This is a genomic window from Priestia sp. FSL P4-0332 (assembly GCF_038005845.1).
Taxonomy (GTDB): domain Bacteria; phylum Bacillota; class Bacilli; order Bacillales; family Bacillaceae_H; genus Priestia.
In genome coordinates, this window is sequence record NZ_JBBOUA010000001.1 from 1,443,131 (window position 1) to 1,464,021 (window position 20,891).

The window sequence follows — 20,891 nt, forward strand, 5'->3', positions numbered from 1 at the left end:
TTTATGTCTACACACATAAATAAACGTTTACAGGAAATTGAAAAAGAATATAATGTGGAAATTTTGTTTGCATGTGAATCAGGCAGCCGTGCTTATGGACTCGACACGTCAGCGAGTGATTTTGACGTCCGCTTTATATACAAGTATAAAGCATCATGCTATCTTCATCTCAATAGACCTCAAGAGGTCATTAATGTAGCAGAAGGCAATTATGATATGCAAGGGTGGGATTTGTACAAAACCGTTTATTTGTTTACAAAATCAAACCCTTCGCTTTATGAGTGGCTATGGTCGCCTTTTGTTTATTATCAGAAGCCATCGTTTGCTGAGCCACTGCGGCAAATGATGGCTCAATCATATTCCTTAAAAGCACTGGGGTATCATTATTTTAAAATTTTAACGATAAATAGTAAAAGAAATCTGACATCTTCTGTTACAATAGAGGATATAAAAGTGATGCTTCAACTGATTCGTGCATTTTTATCACTGAAAGTAGTAGTAAAGCAGCGCAGTTTCCCTGTCATTTTATTTGCCGATTTATGTAAGCAGGCAAATCTCGACGATAGGCAGCAATCCATCATTGAGCAATTTGTACAGTGCAAGATAAGCGGGAAAGTTGCTTTTAATGAAAAGATGAAAAACTTTTTGGACAGCATTAAGAAAGAAGCTGCAGCGATAGAAAAAAGCTTAAAAGAATTACCGGAAAAGCAAATCAGTTATGAGGACATTAACTTATTTTTACTAACTCAGCATAATATAATGGAGGAACGAACATGAGTGTACATAAAGAAATTTCAGCCCATTCTAAAAAACAACACGAATTAGTACGTACTTTTGCCAGTTTAGAAGCTCGACGCGAGCAAGCTATTGAAGCAGCTGTGCTTCTTTGCAAAGAAGGGAAACCCTTTTCTGTAGACGGTATTAATGCTGTAACAGCAGAAATTAATGAGCTGTCTCAAAAATATACCATCATTCCAGGCCGTAAAGTAGTGACAGAAGAAATGGTTAAAGAGTACGTAGCAAGAATATAAACGTGCTAAGCTCTGGTGTTTTTACCTTAATTTGAACAGGATATGACGTGCCGCTTGATCCATACTAATAGTGTACCAACGAGGTACAAATAGGAGGAGATAGCGATGGGTCGTCAAAAATTAGGTAATAAAAATGCGCAAGCGAATAACAATGCAAAGCATAATTATAACCAAGAGTTCTCTTCTGAGTTTAAAGCAAATCAGGCTCAAAAAGCAAAGCGTGCAAAAAGTGCAAATGACACTTATGCTGGGGAGTTTGCTTCTGAGTTCAACGTGCAACAAAACCAAAACAATTCTGTTAACAAGAAGTTAGAAGCTAATAAAAGTGCAAATAATCAATATGGCCAAGAATTCGGCTCTTATGCTGAAGTTGAATCTGCCAAAATGAATAATGCTGCACAAAAAAAGCGTAAAAAATAACAGAACTGTTTCCAAAAGCGCCTGGATTAGTCTGCTCTGTCAGCAGATTAGCCCGGCGTTTTTTGTTGGGCAATATTTGCTTGGGTACGAGATGTCAATCCATCGCAAACTATAGATGAGGTGAAGCAATATGAATAAAGGAATTGTCATTGCTCTTTCATCAATCGGTTTAGCCCAAGCCTTAAAAATCCCAATTAAAAAGTATCAAACAGGAAAATGGGATATGCGGATGATTGCTGCGTCGGGTGGAATGCCAAGCTCTCATTCAGCCGGCGTATCTTCTTTGGCTACCTATGTAGCGTTAAAAAGAGGTGTTTCTACGATTGACTTTGCGTTAGCATCTGTTTTTGGAATTATTGTGATGTACGATGCACAAGGAATTCGAAGGCAGACTGGCGAAATTACTATTAAAGTGAATACGTTAGATGAAGAAATTGAAAAGCTTGCGGGTCTTCCAGACGGAGGCTTTCACGATTTGACGGAACAGCGCTTGAAAGAAATGCTTGGGCATCAGCCCGAAGAAGTGATTGGCGGAGCCATTTTAGGAGTAGCACTTGGAGCAATTGGCTATTTTTTAGAAGGGAAATCATAGTCAAATAGCCAAAAGTAAGCTAAGATAAAGAAGAACCTTTGCAAAAGGATGGGACGAAAAAGTGACAAAAACAGTTCAAACCGTTGAAGAGTATCTTCTTTATCTTGAAGAAAAAGGCTTTCATTTAGCAGAAGATGCACGTGGATTTATTTCATTTGGTCAGCAGTATACGCGTGCAGCTGACGAGATGGTCATATTTACAATTGAATGGACACTAAAAGTACAAAAAGAATTTGACGGCAGTTTTTTTGTATCGCTCCTCGAGAATTTGACATCAAATCGTATTAGCAATCAAAAACAAGCCATTCAATATTTAAAGTCATCAGGTATGATTTAAGCAGGATTACATTCCTGCTTCTTTTTGATTAATGGCTTGTCTGGCCAGCTGATCAGCACCTGCATTTTGAGAGCTAGGGACCCACTTTATAAAAAATAACTCAAATTGACTGGACAATTTGAGGGCTTCTTCCAGTAAAGGAGCAAACGCTTTATTTTTAACGTATTCTTGGTTCATTGCGCGGTCTACTAGCTGAGAGTCCGTTCGAAAAGATACGCTCGTATACTTTTTTTCTAAACAAATTTTTAATGCATGAAGAAGTGCATGGTACTCTGCTTCATGATTCGTCATTATCCCAAGAGCAATAGCGTAACGATGATGTTCACCATTTCCTTTAATTAAAATACCAGCTCCAGAAGGACCAGGGTTGCCAGCAGTGGCTCCGTCTATATAAACTTCAATCATCCTACAGCCTCCTTGTTAAAACAATATAAGCTTAAACCATGTTTTTTCATCAATAGTATTGTATCATAAGTACTTCAGCTATTTTATATTAGCACGTATAAACGCTAAAATCCGCTTATTAGGTAAGAAAACTGTCATGAAAAGACATAATAGAAGATAAAATACAAAAAAGCAGAAAAAGTGTTGAATTCAAAATTGCTGATGAAAGGAATGCTCGTTATGAATTTCCAAATTGAATGGCATTATAAATCCTCGAAACATAAACAGTTAATTTTCACATCCGATTTCACAGATGCGAATGAGGCGCTAATGATTGTGGGTGATTTAGAAAAAACAGGTCGAACGAAGGAAATTTTTCTACTTGATGAGCAACAGCAAAAATGGACTGTAAAAGAAGCGAAAAAGCTCTTACAGGAAGTACAGACAGAGCCTCACGATATTGTGGCATATTTTGACGGAGGCTATGAGCATGATACGCTCTTAGCGGGGCTTGGGGTTGTGATTTATTTTAAACAGAACAACAACTCTTACCGAATACGACGCAACTCAAGGTTGCAAGAGATTGAATCAAATAATGAGGCAGAGTATGCTGCTTTTTATTATTTAATACAAGTGCTTGAGGAACTTGGTGTTCATCATATACCTGTAACGTTTAGAGGTGACTCTCAGGTTGTATTAAATCAGCTGGCTGGGGAGTGGCCCTGTTTCGAAGAAGAGTTTAATCGGTACTTAGATCGAATAGAAGATAAAATGCAGGAACTTGGTATCCGACCCGTATATGAGCCTATTTCAAGGAAGGAAAATGAAGAGGCTGACCAGCTTGCTACTCAAGCTCTTCAAGGGATACCAATTGCTAGCAGGAAGCAAGTGTAACACACAGAACGAAATGGAGATGAACGAGAGTGGAACGTAAACAATTATTAGAAGAAGTAACGGAGTTATTGGATTACTACTGTAGTGATTGTTTTGTAAAAAAAACGTTTAATAAAGAAAAGGGCAAAACATACGCTCAGACGTTTTGTATTAAAGAGTGTACCGTAGGAGAAAAAATTAAGCAGTATGGAGATTTGCTGACTAAAAAGTAAGCGTGTATAATTTGCCGGCAGCAGCTTCATTCTATCCATATGGAGGTGTTCTTTCAATGGATAAGTTTTCAAATGAAGAAGTAACAACAGGATATAATGATTTAAAGCAAGTAGAAGTGTCTATTCAATCTGCTCAAAAGATGATTGGGACAGCTACGATGAGTATGAGTCCCCAGCAGCTTGAAGAGGCAACGAATGCGCTTAATGATGCAAAAGCACAGCTTCAATCTGCCAAAGCTCATGGCACAGGAGTAGACGAGCAATTTCTTCAGCAGTGCATGCAGTCTATTCAAACATGTGAACAGCAGCTTACTGAGGCCAAACGCTAGGTATAACAAAAAAGAGACTCGGAAAAGAGTCTCTTTTACTATAAAATAAAAAGATCTATTTATGATAGCTTAGTGACATTAGCGGCTTGCGGGCCTCTATTGCCTTCTACAATTTCAAAAGATACCTCTTGGCCTTCTTCCAAGGATTTATAACCTTCGCTTTGGATGGCAGAAAAATGTACAAACACGTCGCTGCCGCCTTCAACTTCAATAAAGCCATAGCCTTTTTCATTGTTGAACCATTTTACTTTACCATTTTGCATAACTTGAATCCCCCTAGTACTGTGCAGCCTCATGCTGCTGAAACTCGAATTATCATTTCCAATAGAGGTAAATGATTGTTTATATTATATAATAAGAAGAAATAAAATTTCAACATTAAAATTTAACTTTTCTGAAAATTTAATTTTTATTTAACGTGGACGTAGTACAATTATAACTAAAAAAATTTCTTATGAGATGAAAAATAACTGAAAATTTAGTTTATAATAAAAGTATAGTCAGCATAATTTTAAAGCGGTGATAAGGAGTGGGTCGTGTATGTATCGTACACAAGTAAATGGAAAAGAAATCATTTTGTTATTTTCAACGCTCGAAGCAGCAAAGAGCCGCAGCAACCTAGAGAAAGAGCAAATTTATAAGCGAGTATTGCATTTAAATGAGCAGCTGCTAATGTTTCAAAATGGAACAAGCTTCACCATTGGCGATCCGTTAGGATTAATTGTAGCTCAAGTGAAAAAAAGTGATTTGACAACCATATATATCGAACATATCATTGATAAACAGTTTATGTATGATGGAGATGGTCATCGAGGTGAAGTAGTGTAACAAGATGACACCTATATATGAAGAAGCGTACGGAGATACTCGTACGCTTCTTCATATATAGGATTAAAAATATGCGATTTTACAAGTATTAACAGGAATAAATAACAAAGTTCAATAAATTAAAGAAGAACAGTGAAACCATGAATAGCAATCACCTTTTTAGCTAAAAAATATAGATACACATCATCTTATGTAATGAGATAGTTAAGCTTTAAAATCAATGAACACGAGAGGTTTTATAAAGCTTAAATTGAAAAACGTGTGATTGTGACGTTAATTAGAAGTAAGGTTTGGAGGACGCTATGGAAAGTAGAAAAAAATTGGATTTACTTGCTCTTGCTTCTGTGCCACTTATCATGACCCTCGGAAATTCAATGTTAATTCCGGTATTGCCGGTGATTGAAAAACGTCTACAGATAAGCTCGCTGCAGGTATCCATGATTATCACGGTCTACTCAATTTTCGCTATTTTTTTAATCCCGATTGCTGGTTATTTATCAGATCGATTTGGCCGCAAGAAAATTATTATTCCCAGTTTGCTGCTTGCTGCAGCAGGAGGGGCTTTAACAGGCTGGGCTTCATGGCAAATGGCCAATCCTTTCTGGGTTATTTTAATTGGCCGCGCGATTCAAGGAATAGGTTCAGCAGGAGCTATGCCTGTTGTGATGCCTTGTGTAGGAGATATGTTCAAAGACGAGCAAGAAATTACAAAAGGACTAGGTTTAATTGAAACAGCTAATACGTTTGGGAAAGTACTAAGCCCAATACTGGGAGCTTTTTTAGCGGCTATGATTTGGTTTCTTCCTTTTTGGTTCATTCCTATTCTTTGCCTTATTTCGATTCTTTTGGTTATCTTTTTAGTAAAAGTTCCGAAAAATGATAGTTCTTCTGAATCTGAACAAAAAAAGAAAAGTATTACGCAGTTTTTGAAGGATTTGAAGAAAACGCTCAAAGAAAATATTGGATGGCTTATGGCTATTTTTATTTTAGGCGCCATTATTATGCTTGTATTATTCGGTGTTTTATTTTACCTATCGACCATACTAGAGGAGCGTTATCATATTGTGAATACGAAAAAAGGTTTAGTGATGGCTATTCCTTTGCTTGCTTTATCTATTTCTTCTTTTGTGGCGGGGAAAAAAGTTGGAAACAATAAAATCGTTATGAAGTGGTCTGCTTTTTTTGGCTTTTTATTGTTAACGTGTTCTTTCATCATTTTATTTTTTAATACGTCTCTTTTTAGTATTTTACTCACTTTAGTGCTTGGTGGAATTGGAATTGGAGCAGCTCTTCCTAGTCTTGATGCGCTTATTACAGAAGGAATTGAAAAGGAAGAGAGAGGAACCATTACGTCTCTTTACAGTTCGATGCGCTTTGTCGGAGTAGCAGCTGGCCCTCCTCTTTATACATTGCTTATGAAGTGGTCGGACATGGCTGTGTTCCAAACGTCTCTAGGGATTAGTGCAGTAGGTGCCATTTTAGTTTTAAAAGCTATCAAACCAAAACCTGAAGGCGGCGTAAAACTGAAGAAAGCTGAAGTGTGATTTTATGGAGCTGTCTTATGATAAAAGACAGCTCTTTGCTATTTAAAGACCCGTCAATATGCTTAAATTTATATTGTGTCTAGAAAAAATCCTTGAAATTTCTTATACTTCAATTTATAGACAGCAGATGCAATAGTTCTTATTTTATTGAATAAGGTGGTTTTGAATTGAGTATAAATTATCAGAAATTAAAAAGCATGGTGGATCATTATCAAATATTTGATCTTGTAGCGTATATAACAGAAGAAGTACAAAGCCTTCAATCAAAGAGCCTTGCGGGGATTGTGAAAGAATGGTTAACAAACTTACAAACGGAAGAAGAGCTGTACGAGCTTATCCGCTTTTGTGATGAAGCTTTATTAAATCGTTTAAGTCGAATGTTAACGACATATGGCTATCGTCGATTTGGCTCGATTCGAATGGTGACTCTTTATTGTGATGATCTCCTGCGAGAAGGCAAGATACTCGACGCTGATGATAGACTTTCTGTATTAATTTCTCAGCTGGATACGGAATCAGTTAAAGAGGAACAGCTTGAGAAAATCTATTTTTTAAAGGTAAGAATTCTTTTAGAAATGAAACAAGCGGATGAAGCTTCTAAGTGGATGAAACAAGTAACGTCACATAATCAAAAGGGTATGGCTGACAGATGGGGATATTTTTATTTGCAGCTCAACGACAGAATAAAAGCTGAATCCTGCTTAAAAGAAGGAACGACATATAAAGAGAATGGAGATTTTTGCTATGCAATGCTCGCAGACTTATATGCGTATGAAGGGAAGCATAAACAATCGCTTGAAACAATTAACGAGGCTATTGTCCGCTATCCACAGCTTCCGTCTTTATATATGGATAAAGTGATGCGATTAAAAGATTTAAAAGAGTATTCTCTCTTGCTTGAAACCATTGAATTTATCAACTCAAAGTTACCCTATCACGATTATCAAGATTTTTTTACGCTGCTGCGCGCCGACATTTATTTTGAGCAGCAGCAGCAATCTCAGCTTACGCATCTGCTCTCGACTAAGCGATGTTTAAAAGATTCACCCTACCAAAAATTAATCGGAAAGCATACAGACGATAGAATCAGTACAATCAAGCTTCCTATTGTACCAATTGTTCAAAAAGATAATTATTGCGTGCCAGCTAGTATGAGTATGATGTTAAGGCTTTTACATACCGAAAAAACACAGGATGAGATTGGAACGCGTATTTACGGAGGCTTAGGATCCAAACTGTCAACTGCGGTGAGCTACTTTGAATCTCTTGGCTTTGCAGCGATGTTTTTTACAGGCACAGTTGAACAGTTTAAAGAACTATTAGACAAAGGGCTGCCTATTTTGGTCAGTCTGGAATTTGAACAAGCTTCCCACGTTCAAGTTGTATTTGGCTATGATGATGAACTTGAACTTTTTCATGTACAGGATGCTAATTTTCTAAGTCCAACGTATGTAGAATATAAAAATTTTGATCAGCATTACGCTAATTCGGGGTTTTTATCAATTGTTGCTTCTAAAGCGGCAGCGGATCTCGCTTCACTTTCTAAAGAGCAAGATGTGTTTATTCGTCAGCTGTATGACTTAATCGAACTAGTTGAAGCGGATGAAGAGGCACACATTAACGATCTCGTTTCTTTATTAAAAGCAAATGAGCATGTTCCATTTGCCTCTATTTACAGTATGAAGCATTTGTACAGAAAAGAGCATGAAGCCTATATTCGTACGTGTATTAATCATGTGTTAGAGAAATATAGCAATCAAGATTATCTTAAGCTTCACGCCGCATATGCCTTTTTTAAACTTGACGACAGTAAGGCAGCATCTTCCTTGTTACACCACGTAGATAACAAAAAGCATAGCTCTTTTTATCACTATCTTAAAGGAAGAATTGCGCTGGATGAAGAGAAATATGATGAGGCTGTTGAAGCACTGCGCAGCTCGCTGCAATTAGACGTAGAGCAGCACTTGAACTGGAGCTATTTAGCACTTGCATATATGTACAAAGGAAACCTCGAAAAGGCTTTTGAATGCTCGACTATTTCCTTAAATATGTATGGCGATGAATCTTATACACAAATGAATCACGGACTTATTTTAATGGAGAAAGAAAGATACGCAGAAGCCAGAAATCTTTTCGACGCGTTATTAAAAGAAAACCCAAAAGATGCGCACAGCTGGTTTGAAAGAGCCCGTTGTGATGAACATTTAAAAAAGTTTCGTAAAGCTTACCGGGGATTTCAAGTAGCTAAACAGCTTTTGCCCACTGTCCCTTATCCATATCTTTCGATAGCTGATTTGCTACAATATCAACTAGAAAAAACAGACGAAGCTGAAAGCTATCTCAAAGAAGGCATGAAGCATCTCCCGAGCGACATGACAATTCGAGGAAGACTAGGCGATTTATACGTCGCGAATCAAAGGTACGAAGAAGCTATTGCTCTGTATAAAGAAGGCTTAAAAATAGAAGAAGATGCCCTTATGTATTTGGGCTTATCTTATGCGTATCTGGAAACAGATGAACATTTAACGGCAGTTGATACGCTCACGCTTATTGCGCAGAAGTTTTCATCGAACAGCGACGTCATGTTGGATGCAGGCAGCATGCTTTTAGATGCAGCAAAAGAGAAGAAGCTAGACAGCCAAACGATAGAGTTTGGATTTGCTCTTTATGAAGAAGGAATTCATTTTGCTCAAACAGCGCTAGATGAAGTGTTAGAAGCATATACGAGTTATTTAGAAGACACGGCTTTACTGACTCGTGGAATTAAGTTCTTAACTGGAGAACATCAAGAGCACCCTAATGAGATTTTGTACATGTGCTATTTAGGTATATTATACGAACAAGCCAAGCAGCTAACAAAAAGTGAGAAACTTTATCAGCAAGCGCTTCGTATCAAGCAAGATGCTTTGCCATATTATCGGTTAGGTGAAATATATCAATCAATGAATCGCATCACTGAAGCAAAAGAGGCCTTCCAAAAATGCTTAACTCTTGATAAAACATTTGAAGCCGCTTGTATGAAGCTTGCCGAAATGGCTTGTGAAGAACAAAATCGAACGGCTGAAAGGAATTGGCTGCTTCAATGGATACAGCTGAATCCTATGGAAGTAAACGTTGAGCACGCAGCTTCACTTTGTGAAACAGAGAAAGAGTATGAAGAGCTGTTAGAGGTATTAAAAAGCGTAGAGGAAATTGTGCTGCCCCAATGGCTCGTTGACAGCCAAGCTCATGTGTATCGCCTAAAAGGAGACATTTCACAGGCTGAAACGTATTTAGAGAAGGCGCTTGAACTAGATCCACAGAATCTTGTTATTCGCCATCATCAGGCAAAATGGCTCATCATAGAGCATAGATATGAAGAAGCTAGAACAATTCTTACAGAGCTACTAAGTGAGGATCCGGAAGATTACGCTCTATTTCAAACGTTCATGTCTAGCTTTCCAAATGGAAAAAAACTGTCCGGGCTTACGGCAAATTTAAAAAAGATAAAAATGGAAAAACGAAGCAAAAGCATGCTGTTTAAAAACGCAGCGGAGGCTTTAAATGAGTATGCCGATTCGATCGTAGAAGAGCAGCAAGGATCTATCTTCAAACGAAGCTTAGCAAAGTTCAAAGCAAAAGCAAAAACGGTTACGCTACTTGGCTTAACGATTGAACTGTATGAACTGGCTATAAAAACGGATCGGAATAATAAAGAGGCTGTGCATGCATTTGCGGCTTTTTACGAAGAGAAAGGATTGATTGAAGATAGCATCACCGTGCTGAAAAAATCGCTGCATCAAAGCTGGGATTTTGATGTTGCCTATCATTTAGCCAATATACTCGTTAATATCCATGAAAATGAACAGGCTGCACATGAAGCGCTAAACTTAGTTCAAAAACTTCTTGAACAGCAGCCATATCATATAGATTTGCAGATATACCGAGCATTTATTTTGAGTAGCCTTGAAGAGGTAGAAAAATCGGAGGCAGCTTTTCAAGAATTACTTCAGCAGGAGATTTATCAGCCTGACATATATGCAGGATTAGCAAAACTATATAATAAAACGGAACGTTATCATGAAACTGTTCAGCTTCTTCAAAAAGCGATTGAACAGCGTCAAGAGTATGAAGGGATGTATACCGATTTAGGTATCGCGTATCATTTAGAAGGTGAAACGGAAGCAGCAGCTTCGCTTATGATAACCAGAGTAGAAAGTGGAGACGAAGATCTTTTTATTCGCTATAACTTGGCATGCTATCTAGCTGTTCTTGGAAAAACTGCTTCTGCTCAGGAAGAGTTGGATTATGTTTTAGCGCACGATGAAACAGGAGAATTTTATGAAATGGCTATGGAAGACGATGAACTAAAAGGATTAACGGTAAGAAGGTAAAAAAAAGAAGCTGGGTTTCAGCTTCTTTTTTTATCCCTCTTTTGCACCTTGTCTTTTCAAAGAAATGGATTCGGAAATTTCCAGTGTAAGAATGATAATGGTGCCAAGAACTAATCCGTTGCTTAAAAACGTAGTAACTAAAGGAGGCAGTGTTGAAAAAGCTTGAGAAGGCAAAAACATAACCCCTATCCCCGACAGCAACGCAATACCGGCTTTTTTCATTGCTTTTTCGGGCTGTTTGGCATGCTTGAATTCTCCAATTCCAAGAGCCATCATACCTGTAAAAACAGGAAAGATTGCCGCGTATCCGACGGCAGGAGGAAGAGCGGACATAATGGACGTTAAAGGAGTAAAGATACTCAGAAAAAGCAAAAGACACGATGCTACAATAAAAGGAACTCGGCTATAAAGATTTGTAGCTGAAATAAACCCACCGGAACCTGAAATAGGAACGGCACCGACACCTGAAAACAATCCTCCAAGCAGCTGACTTATACCCGAAACCATCCCGGAACGCTTAATATTGTCTTTTTCAATTTTTTCTCCTTTGTGCTTATAAACAGACTCAACAACACGAATAGAAGCGAGCATGTTTGTAATTAAAATGAGCGTCACAAAAAAAGCAGTAACAACCATATTCCATTCAACGCGAGGAGCTCCAAATACGAACACTTTAGGTATGTAAAATAACTGCGCCTGAAACTCGATAGGTTTAGCTAACCCTAGTATTGCAAATACTCCCCAGCCTACACCAATACTAATAATAATGCTAAGCTTATTTAACGTCCGGTGCGATAATAAATAAAAAGTCAGCAGCAAAATCGCAGCTGAAGCCAGCGCAATTGGAAGTTTAATAGCTGAATTCATTTCTGTAATGCCAAACATTCCTTTTAAAAAGGAACCGCTTAGCTGCGTCACTAATAAAATTAAATATGTACCGGTAACTGTCGGGGTAAAGTATTTTGCTAGTTTATCAATGAGACCAAGCAGGCTCATCAAAATAGCAATTATCCCGCTTATAAGGAGGGTGAACTGCAGCACGCGGAGCGTTTCAGAGTGAGAACCAAACAGAACGGTTCCAAGGCTCGCATACAGAGAAAAGACGCCCCACCAAACGCCAGCTGGCCCTTCCATGATTGGGTATTTATGCCCTATAAATACCTGCAAGAGCCCGGATAAAGCTAAAATAAATAACGTTCGCTGTAAAAATTGAATAGAATCCGCTGCGTTTAAATGAAACTGAGAAGCAATTACAATAGGAACAATCATACTATTAGAAATCATAAATAAAAACCATTGTAGTGAAGCAATGGAAACTCGAAACATTCTTAACACCTCAATTAATGCCGACGAGCGGCTGAATGAACCAACAGGCTGCTCTATTATTTTACCATGGGATTTCCAATTTGTAAGCGATATCTTGTTAAAAGGAAGATGAATAAAGTGTCAAAAAATTCAATATATTGTTGTAAAAAGAAGAAAGATAATTTATAATTTTCTTACAATTATAAATTATAAACATAAGAATAATTTATAATGAACTGACTAACAGTCAAGGAAGGAGGAGGAATAAGACAAATGAAACTATACCTGTCGGTTGATATGGAAGGAATTACGGGACTCGTCGATCACACAAATGTTCTGCGACAGAAAGAAAATTATGAAAGAAGCCGCAAAATAATGACGGATGAAGCAAATGCAGTAATTTATGCAGGATTTAGAGAAAAGTGCTCAGAAGTTGTGGTAAATGACAGTCATTCGAGTATGAATAATCTCCTTGTTGAACGGCTTCATCCAGAAACTCAGCTTATTTCAGGGAGCGTAAAACCATATTCAATGGTACAGGGATTAGATCAGACTTTTGATGGTGCTATGTTTCTAGGGTATCATGCTAAAGCATCCATGCCTGGTGTCATGTCTCATTCAATGATATTTGGTGCTCGCAATATGTACATAGACGATACGAATATTGGAGAGTTAGGCTTCAACGCATACGTCGCAGGCTATTACGGCGTGCCAGTTTTAATGGTAGCCGGTGATGACCAAACGGCGCTGGAAGCACAGCAGCTTATTCCAAACGTGACGACCGCTATCGTCAAACAGGCCATTTCACGTTCTGCAGCCAAAACATTAACCCCTAAGAAAGCAGAACAATTACTTCAAGAAAAAACAGCCGCAGCTATTCAACACAAACACCTTGTTAAACCTTTAAATCCACCTAAACATCCAACCTTACGAATAGAATTTGCAAATTATGGTCAAGCAGAGTGGGCGCATTTAATGCCGGGAACAGAAATTGAGCCTGGAACGACGACCGTTCGGTTTCAAGCAAAAGATATTTTAGAAGCTTATCAGGCCATGCTTGTTATGACTGAATTAGCTACGCGCACAACATTCTGTTAGAAGGTGGGATAAAGGTGAAAAGTTATATTTTGAAACGATTTTTATCCATGCTTGTTACGCTGTGGGTAATTGTGACCTTAACCTTCTTTTTAATGCATTCGATTCCTGGATCTCCATTTAATGAAGAACGAGCGACAAGCGATGCAGTTCAAAAAAACCTGGAATCATTTTATCACTTAGATGAGCCGCTAGCTGTGCAATATATTCTTTATTTAAAATCCATTGTTACCTTTGACTTTGGTCCTTCCATTAAACAGCCGTCTCAAACGGTTAACGACCTTTTAGGAAGAGGGTTTCCCGTGTCATTTGAACTTGGAATGGTGACGTTAATTCTTGCGGTGATTTCCGGTATTACACTAGGCATTATCGCTGCTCTTAGAAGGAATGGAATAATTGATTACATGGCGATGAGCATAGCAGTTATCGGATTGTCGGTTCCAAATTTTGTTATGGCCACGTTGTTAATTCAACAGCTTTCTGTCAATTTAAAAATTTTACCTGCCGCTACGTGGACAAGCCCTTTACATATGATTCTTCCGACTCTAGCTCTTGCCACAGGTCCTATGGCTATTATTGCACGTTTGACTCGCTCAAGCATGATAGAAGTACTAACTCAAGATTATATTCGAACAGCGCGTGCAAAAGGGCTTTCGCCAGTGAAAATTGTATTTAAGCATGCGCTTAGAAATGCTTTAATGCCCGTTATAACAGTTCTTGGAACGATTGCAGCCAGCGTATTAACCGGCACATTTGTTATTGAACAAATCTTTGCTATTCCTGGCATGGGAAAATATTTTGTGGACAGTATTAATACGAGAGACTACCCGGTAATTATGGGCACGACGGTCTTTTACAGTTCGATTCTCATCATTATGCTTTTTTTAGTAGACATTGCTTACGGAATACTTGATCCACGAATCAAACTGTATAAGAAGGAGGGATAACGTGCTGGAAAAACAGGAGTATAAGCAAATTCCTGATGAGTGGTTTGTGCCAAAGAAAAAAAAGAAATCTGAAGCTGAAGCAGTTGTAAGGCCGAGTCTTTCTTATTGGCATGATGCTTGGCGCAGGCTTGTAAAAAACAAGTTGGCCATGCTGGGTCTCTTTTTTTTAGTCATTCTCGTTGTGATGGCTATATTCGGTCCTATGTTTTCACCCTACAGTGTAACGAAAGCTTCTTTTACAGAGCAAAACCTTCCTCCTTCAGCTAGTCATTGGTTTGGAACGGATGACTTAGGCAGAGATATGTACACTCGGACATGGTATGGAGCTAGAATCTCTTTATTTGTAGGACTGATGGCAGCGCTTATTGATTTTATCATCGGTGTCATTTACGGGGGATTCTCAGGCTACAAAGGCGGAAAAACAGATAATGTCATGATGCGCGTAATTGAAATTTTATACGGTCTTCCTTATTTATTAGTGGTGATTTTACTAATGGTAGTCATGGGCCCCGGGCTTTCTACGATTATTGTGGCACTTTCCGTTACAGGTTGGATCGGGATGGCGAGAATTGTACGGGGGCAAGTATTGCAAATAAAAAACTATGAATACGTGCTTGCATCCAAAACGTTTGGAACAAAAACTAGTCGTATCATTAAGCGAAACCTGCTTCCAAATACGATGGGGCCGATTATCGTTCAAATGACACTAACCGTACCAACTGCCATTTTTGCTGAAGCTTTTTTAAGCTTTTTAGGGCTGGGTGTACAGGCTCCTTATGCCAGCTGGGGAGTAATGGCAAACGATGGTTTATCAACGATTCTATCAGGCTATTGGTGGCGTTTGTTTTTTCCCGCTTTTTTTATTTCTCTTACCATGTTTGCTTTTAATGTCCTTGGAGACGGACTGCAAGATGCACTTGATCCGAAATTAAGGAGGTAAGCAAATGGAAAAAATGATCCAAATCAAAAACTTACACGTACAGTTTTCAACTTACGGAGGGCGAGTTCAAGCTGTAAGAGGCGTTAGTTTTGATTTACATAAAGGAGAAACACTAGCGATTGTCGGAGAGTCAGGGTGCGGAAAAAGCGTAACATCTCAAAGTATTATGAGGTTAATTCCGACACCTCCGGGCAGGATCACAAGCGGATCTATTTTATTTAAAGGCCAGGATTTAACGAAACTATCAGAAAAGAAAATGCGAGACATTCGAGGCGCTGATATTTCGATGATTTTTCAGGATCCTATGACTGCGCTTAACCCAACTCTTCGCGTAGGTGAGCAAATTGCAGAAAATATTATGCAACATGAAAACATTTCAAAAGAAAAAGCCAAAGAAAAAGCATTTGAAATGCTGGAGCTAGTCGGAATTCCAAATCCTAAAGAACGCCTAAAGCAATATCCTCATGAATTTAGCGGGGGAATGAGACAGCGTATTGTCATTGCAATGGCTCTTGTATGCAATCCCGAAGTGCTCATTGCTGATGAACCTACCACAGCTCTTGACGTCACGATACAAGCGCAGATTTTAGAATTGTTTAAGGATATTCAGCAGAAAACGGATGTCTCTATTGTTTTAATTACCCATGATTTAGGTGTAGTTGCTCAGGTAGCTGACCGTGTTGCCGTAATGTATGCAGGAAAGATTGTAGAAATTGGAACAAGAAGAGACATCTTTTATACGCCGCAGCATCCGTATACAAAAGGATTGCTGCGTTCAGTTCCTCGGTTAGATTTATACGAAAGTGAACTTGTGCCTATTGCAGGATCACCTCCCGATTTATTTGCACCTCCATCCGGATGTTCGTTCGCACCTCGCTGTCCTTACGTAATGGAAGTGTGTGACCGCATGTATCCTGCGTCGACAAAGCTGAAAGAAAGTCACCAAGTGCACTGCTGGCTTCAAGATGAGAGAGCCCAAAAATTTGTAACAACTATAAGCTAGATTTATAGATGAATAGAGAACTTATGAAAGAGGGGGAAATGATGAAAAAAATAGGGTCTTTACTAATGATGTGTGTACTTATATTTGCACTTGCTGCCTGTACGGCCACAAAAGATTCAGGCGCGGAGCCAGAAAAGAAAAGCAGTACAGCAAAAGAAGACGGTAAGGTCCTTTATATGAATAATGGCGCAGAACCTACGTCTTTTGATCCACCTATTGGATTTGATTCATATTCATGGAATATGCTTAATAACTTAATGGAAGGGCTGACTCGTTTAGGAAAAAGCGATGAGCCTGAAGGAGCAATGGCCGAGAAATGGGATATCTCTGAGGACAAAAAGGTCTATACGTTTCATTTACGAAAAGATGCTAAATGGTCAGATGGAGATGACGTGAAAGCAAGTGATTTCGTATTTGCTTGGAAGAGGCTGTTAGATCCTAAGACGGGTTCTCCAGCGGCATTTTTAGGTTATTTCATCCAAGGTGGAGAAGAATTTAATACGGGTAAAGGTAGTGCTGATCAAGTAGGGGTAAAAGCGCTAGATGACAAAACCTTTGAAGTTACGCTTAAAAGCCCTCAAGCCTATTTCTTAAGCGTAGTTTCCAATCCAGCGTTCTTCCCAATTAATGAAAAAGTAGCAACAAAAAATCCGAAATGGTTTGCAGAAGCAGATTCGTTTGTTGCTAATGGTCCCTTCAAATTAACTCAATGGAAGCATAACAGTAATCTAGTCATGGAAAGAAACGATCAGTATTGGGACGCTGAAAATGTAAAGCTCGACAAGGTAAAATGGGTAATTGTTGAAAATACAAACACAGAATATCAAATGTATCAAAATGGAGAACTAGATGTTTCTGAAATTCCATCGGATTTAAGTGAAAAGCTGCTGAAAGATGGAGATGTTCATATCGAAGACCAAGCGGGAACTTACTTCTATCGCTTTAACTTAGATAAAGAGCCCTTTCAAAACAAAAATATCCGTAAAGCATTTGCAATGGCTGTAGATCAAGATCAAATTGTTAATTTTGTTACAAAGAATAAAGAAAAACCAGCTCGTGGGTTCGTATCTTATGGATTTAAAGATGCAGATGGAAAGGATTTCCGCAAAACGGGCGGCGACTTATTAAAAACAGATGGCAAAGAAGCAAAAGCACTTCTGAAAAAAGGAATGAAAGAAGAAGGATATAAAAAGCTGCCAGCTATTACGCTAACATACAGTACAGACGATACGCATAAAAAAATAGCAGAAGCACTGCAGCAAATGTTCAAAGAAAATCTAGGCGTAGATGTGAAGCTTGCCAATATGGAATGGAATGTTTTCCAAGAAGAACAAAAAGCGTTAAAGTTTCAGCTGTCACGAAGTTCATTTTTAGCTGATTATGCAGATCCAATTAACTTTTTAGAGAGCTTCCAGACGGGTCATTCAATGAACCGTACAGCTTGGAGCAATAAAGAATATGATGAGTTAATTAAACAAGCTATGAACGAAACGGATAATAAAAAACGTTTTGAGCTTATGTATAAAGCAGAAGGTATTTTATTTGATGAGATGCCGATCATTCCTATCCATTTCTACAACTATGTGTTTTTAATCAAAGATAACGTATCTGGAATTGTTCGTCATCCTGTTGGCTATTTAGATTTGAAGTGGGCAGATAAACAGTAAAGTGGAACTTTTCGTCAGAGGGGATTTCAATTCCCTTCTGACCCAAGTTTCACTTTCTTCATTTCTTTACACAAAAGGAGTGTAACAAATGATAAAACCAAAACCATTACAAAAAGGTGATACAGTAGCTGTTATTGCACCTGCTAGTCCGCCTAATCAGCACAATCTAAAAAAAGGAATAGAATATTTAAGGGAAATAGGATTAAACGTAGTAACAGGCGCGCATTTATATAAAAAAAACGGGTACTTGGCAGGGACTGATGAACAGCGAGCAGCCGATATACATGCGATGTTTGCCAATAAGGAAGTAAAGGCAATTATCTGTGCATGCGGAGGGTACGGGACTGCTAGGCTTGCCTCGCAATTAAACTACGATTTAATTAAGCGAAACCCAAAGGTTTTTTGGGGGTATAGCGATATTACGTTTTTACATACGGCTATTCATCAGCGCACAGGTTTGGTTACCTTTCACGGGCCAATGCTTTCGTCGGATCTCGGAAAAGAAGATGTTCATATAGAGACGAAGCAAGCTTTTTATCAATTATTTTCTCACCGTTCTTTGTGCTATACGGATCAAATTAGTCCGCTCGACACTATTTGTGAAGGAGAAGCAACTGGTCAGCTGATAGGAGGAAATCTTACTTTGCTGGTAAGCACGCTTGGCACTCCATTTGAACTAGATACAAAAAATCGAATTTTATTTATTGAAGATATTGATGAAGAGCCGTATGAAATTGACCGCATGATGACACAGCTGTATATGGCCAATAAACTGCAGGATGCAGCGGGAATTATTATCGGAGATTTTCATAACTGCTATCCTAAAAAACGTAAGGAGTCGCTTTCATTAGAAGAGGCATTAACAAGTTACCTGACTTCTTTAAAAAAGCCTGTTATGAGAGGGTTTCGCATCGGGCATTGCTCTCCTCAAACAGCTGTGGCGATTGGAAGCTATGCCACGATGTCGACTTATGAACGAATGGTGGAATTTGAATCCGGTATTACATTACCAAAAGATAAAGTCGAACGCTGAAGGTTAAACCTGCGGGGAGGATAAATAAGTGATGGATAAAAAAGCGTATTACGTTTGTGTAGCTGTGGCGACTGTTTGGACTTCCTATGACTCTAGCAGAGAAATAGATGACAATGCAATAAGTTTCCCAGTAAAACTGGATAAATGGCTAGAACAATTAACGTATACACGCCGGTTGGAGCTTTGTGAGAAAAATTTAGTTCAAACGCAGCTGTTACTAGGAGAAGAAGTATATGTAACGGAAATGAAAGGTAAATGGGCAAAAATCGTTATTCCTTCTCAGTTTTCTTCTAAAGATGAAAGAGGATATCCCGGGTGGGTTCCTTTCCACCAACTGATTTCTCAAGCCGAATATTTTCCATTGAATAAACCAACGGCAGTGGTATCAGCAACGATTGCGACCCTGCACCTAGCGGAAGAAGCCTTGCAAATTAGTTATCAAACGCAGCTGCCTCTTTTAAAAGAAGATAAAGAATGGCTACAAGTTCAAACGCCGGTTGGCAGTGGGAGAATAAAACGTCAAGATGCTGTTGTAATAGAGGATAGAAACCGTAAAGTAAAAGGAACTGGGGATATGATTATTGCAGCAGGAGAACAGTTTTTGAATCTTCCATATTTATGGGGTGGCATGAGTGCCTGGGGATATGATTGTTCCGGGTTTGCCTATGCTACTCATAAAGCAAACGGATATCTTATTCCAAGAGATGCAACCGATCAAGCAAGGCAAGGAAAAGAAGTAGGGTTAGCCTCTATTCAACCTGGAGATTTGCTGTTTTTCGCTCATGAAAAAGGTGAAGGGGCTATCCACCATGTTGGTATTTATTATGGTAAAGGAAAAATGCTTCATTCACCTAAAACAGGTAAAACCGTTGAACTGATTGAATTAAAAGGAACGCTTTATGAAGAAGAGCTGTGCGCAGCCCGGCGCTATTATTAGGAGGTGGCAGTTATGACAACGAAGCATTTGTTAGAAGTAAAGCAGCTGAGCAAATATTTTCCGATTACGAATAAGCAGGTTTTGAAAGCAGTAGACGGCGTGTCTTTTCATATTTCAAAAGGAGAAACCTTTGGACTTGTTGGTGAATCCGGCTGCGGAAAATCAACTGCCGGGCGAACAATCATTGGATTGTATAACCGTACATCAGGAGAGGTGCTTTATAAAGGGAAAAACGTGCATGAGCTATCAGAGAAAGAAAAATTTGCTTTTCATCGTAATATGCAAATGATTTTTCAAGATCCATATGCTTCACTAAACCCTCGTTCTACCGTGAAGGAGATTATCTCAGAACCAATGGAGGTTCACGGACTTTATTCGAATAAAAAAGAGATGCTGAACCGCGTGTATGAGTTGCTAGAAGATGTCGGGCTAAATCGTGATCATGCCAATCGCTATCCTCATGAATTCAGCGGCGGGCAGCGCCAGCGTATAGGGATTGCAAGAGCTTTAGCACTAAATCCAGAATGCATTATTGCAGACGAACCTATTTCTGCTTTAGATGTGTCTGTACAGGCTCAAGTAGTTAATTTATTAAAAAAACTCCAAAAAGAAAAAGGATTAACTTATTTATTTATTGCACATGACTTGTCGATGGTAAAGCATATAAGCAATCGTATTGGAGTTATGTATTTAGGGCATTTAGTAGAATTAACAACAAGTTCGGAGCTGTATCAAAAACCGCTTCACCCTTACACTCAAGCTCTACTGTCAGCTATTCCTATCCCTGATCCTGACGTTGAGGATAATCGGAAGCGGATTGTTCTTAAAGGAGAATTACCGAGTCCAATTAACCCGCCCTCTGGCTGCGTGTTTAATACGCGCTGTCCTCTTGCAGTAGCAGCCTGTAAGACTCAAAAGCCAGAGTGGCAGGAAGTTGAAGACAATCACTTTGTAGCCTGTCACTTATACAATCAAAAGATAATGAGTAACAACTATATTGAAACAGCTGCGACAAAATGA

General features: G+C 38.7%; 22 protein-coding genes. 19 read left to right on the plus strand and 3 right to left on the minus strand.

The window, feature by feature from the left end; genetic code table 11:
• Nucleotides 1–3: 3 nt before the first annotated feature.
• The 5 genes from MKY06_RS07335 to MKY06_RS07355 all read left to right on the plus strand — a co-directional run bounded on the left by MKY06_RS07335 (nt 4) and on the right by MKY06_RS07355 (nt 2,380).
• Complete coding sequence (locus MKY06_RS07335; protein WP_013056166.1) at nt 4–777, plus strand: nucleotidyltransferase domain-containing protein; 774 nt, start codon at nt 4–6, stop codon at nt 775–777.
• Nucleotides 774–1,031, plus strand: coding sequence for a DUF2533 family protein (locus tag MKY06_RS07340; RefSeq protein WP_013056167.1), 258 nt, complete (start codon nt 774–776; stop codon nt 1,029–1,031). Before MKY06_RS07335 ends, MKY06_RS07340 begins: the two co-directional genes overlap by 4 nt.
• A gap of 105 nt (nt 1,032–1,136) precedes the next feature.
• Nucleotides 1,137–1,451 (plus strand): hypothetical protein, encoded by a 315-nt coding sequence (locus MKY06_RS07345; protein WP_013056168.1) that lies wholly within the window; start codon nt 1,137–1,139, stop codon nt 1,449–1,451.
• Between the two features lie 130 nt (nt 1,452–1,581).
• A complete protein-coding gene (locus tag MKY06_RS07350) occupies nt 1,582–2,043 on the plus strand; it encodes a divergent PAP2 family protein (protein WP_013056169.1) in 462 nt (153 codons plus the stop codon).
• Between the two features lie 61 nt (nt 2,044–2,104).
• On the plus strand, nt 2,105–2,380 hold the full coding sequence (locus tag MKY06_RS07355; protein WP_029324151.1) for a DUF6123 family protein: 276 nt from the start codon (nt 2,105–2,107) through the stop codon (nt 2,378–2,380).
• Nucleotides 2,381–2,386: 6 nt separating this feature from the next.
• Here the strand turns inward: MKY06_RS07355 and MKY06_RS07360 are convergent, their stop codons facing one another.
• Nucleotides 2,387–2,785, minus strand: a complete 399-nt coding sequence (locus MKY06_RS07360) for a reverse transcriptase-like protein (protein WP_013056171.1) — start codon at nt 2,783–2,785, stop codon at nt 2,387–2,389.
• Between the two features lie 219 nt (nt 2,786–3,004).
• On the opposite strand from MKY06_RS07360, the gene MKY06_RS07365 reads away from it, so the two are divergent.
• Genes MKY06_RS07365 through MKY06_RS07375 form a run of 3 tightly spaced genes read left to right on the plus strand, consistent with a single transcriptional unit; the run spans nt 3,005 to nt 4,199 of the window.
• A complete protein-coding gene (locus MKY06_RS07365; protein ID WP_041816515.1) occupies nt 3,005–3,658 on the plus strand; it encodes a ribonuclease H family protein in 654 nt (217 codons plus the stop codon).
• A gap of 29 nt (nt 3,659–3,687) precedes the next feature.
• Nucleotides 3,688–3,870, plus strand: a complete 183-nt coding sequence (locus MKY06_RS07370) for a zinc-finger domain-containing protein (RefSeq protein WP_013056173.1) — start codon at nt 3,688–3,690, stop codon at nt 3,868–3,870.
• Nucleotides 3,871–3,926: 56 nt separating this feature from the next.
• Complete coding sequence (locus MKY06_RS07375; protein WP_013056174.1) at nt 3,927–4,199, plus strand: DUF2564 family protein; 273 nt, start codon at nt 3,927–3,929, stop codon at nt 4,197–4,199.
• Nucleotides 4,200–4,258: 59 nt separating this feature from the next.
• Here the strand turns inward: MKY06_RS07375 and cspD are convergent, their stop codons facing one another.
• Entirely contained in the window at nt 4,259–4,462 is a 204-nt protein-coding gene (cspD, locus tag MKY06_RS07380; RefSeq protein ID WP_013056175.1) for a cold-shock protein CspD, read from the minus strand.
• A gap of 277 nt (nt 4,463–4,739) precedes the next feature.
• On the opposite strand from cspD, the gene MKY06_RS07385 reads away from it, so the two are divergent.
• The 3 genes from MKY06_RS07385 to MKY06_RS07395 all read left to right on the plus strand — a co-directional run bounded on the left by MKY06_RS07385 (nt 4,740) and on the right by MKY06_RS07395 (nt 10,944).
• Nucleotides 4,740–5,027 (plus strand): hypothetical protein, encoded by a 288-nt coding sequence (locus tag MKY06_RS07385; RefSeq protein ID WP_013056176.1) that lies wholly within the window; start codon nt 4,740–4,742, stop codon nt 5,025–5,027.
• A gap of 302 nt (nt 5,028–5,329) precedes the next feature.
• Nucleotides 5,330–6,571 (plus strand): MFS transporter, encoded by a 1,242-nt coding sequence (locus tag MKY06_RS07390; protein ID WP_013056177.1) that lies wholly within the window; start codon nt 5,330–5,332, stop codon nt 6,569–6,571.
• Between the two features lie 167 nt (nt 6,572–6,738).
• Nucleotides 6,739–10,944 (plus strand): tetratricopeptide repeat protein, encoded by a 4,206-nt coding sequence (locus MKY06_RS07395; protein WP_098526644.1) that lies wholly within the window; start codon nt 6,739–6,741, stop codon nt 10,942–10,944.
• A gap of 30 nt (nt 10,945–10,974) precedes the next feature.
• On the opposite strand, the gene MKY06_RS07400 is transcribed toward MKY06_RS07395, so the two are convergent.
• Complete coding sequence (locus MKY06_RS07400; protein ID WP_013056179.1) at nt 10,975–12,270, minus strand: purine/pyrimidine permease; 1,296 nt, start codon at nt 12,268–12,270, stop codon at nt 10,975–10,977.
• Between the two features lie 252 nt (nt 12,271–12,522).
• On the opposite strand from MKY06_RS07400, the gene MKY06_RS07405 reads away from it, so the two are divergent.
• From MKY06_RS07405 to MKY06_RS07440, 8 genes are all read left to right on the plus strand, one after another.
• Nucleotides 12,523–13,347 carry a M55 family metallopeptidase gene (locus MKY06_RS07405; protein ID WP_029324155.1) on the plus strand — a complete coding sequence of 275 codons (825 nt, stop codon included), beginning with the start codon at nt 12,523–12,525 and terminating at the stop codon, nt 13,345–13,347.
• Between the two features lie 14 nt (nt 13,348–13,361).
• Nucleotides 13,362–14,291, plus strand: a complete 930-nt coding sequence (locus MKY06_RS07410; RefSeq protein WP_013056182.1) for an ABC transporter permease — start codon at nt 13,362–13,364, stop codon at nt 14,289–14,291.
• Nucleotides 14,275–15,231, plus strand: coding sequence for an ABC transporter permease (locus tag MKY06_RS07415; protein ID WP_170959573.1), 957 nt, complete (start codon nt 14,275–14,277; stop codon nt 15,229–15,231). The genes MKY06_RS07410 and MKY06_RS07415 overlap by 17 nt, the downstream gene beginning before the upstream one ends.
• A gap of 4 nt (nt 15,232–15,235) precedes the next feature.
• A complete protein-coding gene (locus tag MKY06_RS07420) occupies nt 15,236–16,234 on the plus strand; it encodes an ABC transporter ATP-binding protein (protein ID WP_029324157.1) in 999 nt (332 codons plus the stop codon).
• A 23-nt stretch (nt 16,235–16,257) separates the two neighbouring features.
• A complete protein-coding gene (locus MKY06_RS07425) occupies nt 16,258–17,901 on the plus strand; it encodes a peptide ABC transporter substrate-binding protein (RefSeq protein WP_098287256.1) in 1,644 nt (547 codons plus the stop codon).
• 88 nt (nt 17,902–17,989) lie between these two features.
• Entirely contained in the window at nt 17,990–18,934 is a 945-nt protein-coding gene (locus tag MKY06_RS07430) for a S66 peptidase family protein (RefSeq protein ID WP_013056186.1), read from the plus strand.
• Between the two features lie 31 nt (nt 18,935–18,965).
• Entirely contained in the window at nt 18,966–19,871 is a 906-nt protein-coding gene (locus tag MKY06_RS07435; protein WP_013056187.1) for a C40 family peptidase, read from the plus strand.
• Between the two features lie 12 nt (nt 19,872–19,883).
• Nucleotides 19,884–20,891, plus strand: coding sequence for an ABC transporter ATP-binding protein (locus MKY06_RS07440; RefSeq protein ID WP_013056188.1), 1,008 nt, complete (start codon nt 19,884–19,886; stop codon nt 20,889–20,891).

Excerpts from the sequence above, each read along its gene's own strand:
- MKY06_RS07335 (WP_013056166.1), top strand. The coding sequence starts at position 4 with ATGTCTACACACATAAATAAACGTTTACAGGAAATTGAAAAAGAATAT.
- MKY06_RS07340 (WP_013056167.1), top strand. The coding sequence starts at position 774 with ATGAGTGTACATAAAGAAATTTCAGCCCATTCTAAAAAACAACACGAA.
- MKY06_RS07345 (WP_013056168.1), top strand. The coding sequence starts at position 1,137 with ATGGGTCGTCAAAAATTAGGTAATAAAAATGCGCAAGCGAATAACAAT.
- MKY06_RS07350 (WP_013056169.1), top strand. The coding sequence starts at position 1,582 with ATGAATAAAGGAATTGTCATTGCTCTTTCATCAATCGGTTTAGCCCAA.
- MKY06_RS07360 (WP_013056171.1), bottom strand. The coding sequence starts at position 2,785 with ATGATTGAAGTTTATATAGACGGAGCCACTGCTGGCAACCCTGGTCCT.
- MKY06_RS07365 (WP_041816515.1), top strand. The coding sequence starts at position 3,005 with ATGAATTTCCAAATTGAATGGCATTATAAATCCTCGAAACATAAACAG.
- MKY06_RS07375 (WP_013056174.1), top strand. The coding sequence starts at position 3,927 with ATGGATAAGTTTTCAAATGAAGAAGTAACAACAGGATATAATGATTTA.
- cspD (WP_013056175.1), bottom strand. The coding sequence starts at position 4,462 with ATGCAAAATGGTAAAGTAAAATGGTTCAACAATGAAAAAGGCTATGGC.
- MKY06_RS07385 (WP_013056176.1), top strand. The coding sequence starts at position 4,740 with ATGTATCGTACACAAGTAAATGGAAAAGAAATCATTTTGTTATTTTCA.
- MKY06_RS07390 (WP_013056177.1), top strand. The coding sequence starts at position 5,330 with ATGGAAAGTAGAAAAAAATTGGATTTACTTGCTCTTGCTTCTGTGCCA.
- MKY06_RS07400 (WP_013056179.1), bottom strand. The coding sequence starts at position 12,270 with ATGTTTCGAGTTTCCATTGCTTCACTACAATGGTTTTTATTTATGATT.
- MKY06_RS07405 (WP_029324155.1), top strand. The coding sequence starts at position 12,523 with ATGAAACTATACCTGTCGGTTGATATGGAAGGAATTACGGGACTCGTC.
- MKY06_RS07420 (WP_029324157.1), top strand. The coding sequence starts at position 15,236 with ATGGAAAAAATGATCCAAATCAAAAACTTACACGTACAGTTTTCAACT.
- MKY06_RS07425 (WP_098287256.1), top strand. The coding sequence starts at position 16,258 with ATGAAAGAGGGGGAAATGATGAAAAAAATAGGGTCTTTACTAATGATG.
- MKY06_RS07430 (WP_013056186.1), top strand. The coding sequence starts at position 17,990 with ATGATAAAACCAAAACCATTACAAAAAGGTGATACAGTAGCTGTTATT.
- MKY06_RS07435 (WP_013056187.1), top strand. The coding sequence starts at position 18,966 with ATGGATAAAAAAGCGTATTACGTTTGTGTAGCTGTGGCGACTGTTTGG.
- MKY06_RS07440 (WP_013056188.1), top strand. The coding sequence starts at position 19,884 with ATGACAACGAAGCATTTGTTAGAAGTAAAGCAGCTGAGCAAATATTTT.